Raw genomic sequence first — 1,037 nt, 5'->3', positions numbered from 1 at the left:
CTGTCTGTACCGCGTCGTCGGCCAATTTTGCATTGGTAACCGCATCGGCACCTAGTTTGGCTGTCACGATGGAAAGGTCCTCTACCTTGAAAGGATCAGCAGCAGTACCTACACCTGTAATTGTTACTTGGTCGGCAATGGCGGCGAAGCTCGACTTGTCGATCCACTCCACTGTTCCCACTGCATCGGTAACCAATACTTTGTCGTTTCCACCACTTAGTATATTTTCTGTCTGTACCGCGTCGTCGGCCAATTTTGCATTGGTAACCGCATCGGCACCTAGTTTGGCTGTCACGATGGAAAGGTCCTCTACCTTAAAAGGGTCAGCGGCAGTACCTACACCTGTAATTGTTACTTGGTCGGCAATGGCGGCGAAGCTCGACTTGTCGATCCACTCCACTGTTCCCACTGCATCGGTAACCAATACCTTATCGTTTCCTCCACTTAGTATATTTTCTGCCTGTACCGCGTTGTCCGCCAATTCTGAATTGGTAATACCATCTGTCGCTACATCCAAAGTAAAGGGGTCTGCATTTGTACCTGTCCCGGAGCGCACCAAGGTAGCATCCGTTGCATTTAGGATTTCGTTTCCAATTACACCGTCAACCTCCGTAACTGTCACGGAACCTAAATCTATTAAAATCCAGTCTGTCCCATCCCATTGCATTACTTGGCCTGAAGCCGTACCATCAGCGATGTTTTCCAGTTGCACTGCATCATCCGCAATTTTAGAATTGGTAACCGCATCCGCACCTAGTTTGGAATTCACAATGGAAAGGTCCTCTACTTTAAAGGGGTCCGCAGCAGTACCTAAACCGGTAATAGTTACCTGATCTGCCAAAATAGCAAAACTAGACCTGTCTACCCATACTACAGTACCTACTGCATCGGTAACCAATACCTTGTCATTTCCTCCACTTAGTATATTTTCTGTCTGAACCGCATCGTCGGCCAATTTTGCATTGGTAACAGCATCGTCACCTAATTTCACGGTGGTCACCGCCCCATCGGCCAGTTTGGCCGTAACTATGGAAAGA

General features: G+C 48.0%; 1 protein-coding gene. It reads right to left on the bottom strand.

Annotated features, from left to right (window positions below; translation table 11 throughout):
- Positions 1–1,037: hypothetical protein (locus EHW67_RS20610; protein ID WP_202912028.1), on the bottom strand; the 1,037-nt coding region annotated here is incomplete at both ends.

The sequence above is a fragment of the Arenibacter aquaticus genome, assembly GCF_003957295.1.
In the GTDB taxonomy this organism is placed as follows: Bacteria; Bacteroidota; Bacteroidia; order Flavobacteriales; family Flavobacteriaceae; genus Arenibacter; species Arenibacter aquaticus.
The sequence above is the reverse complement of the archived record's forward strand: the minus strand, read 5'-3'. Positions and strand labels throughout refer to the sequence as shown.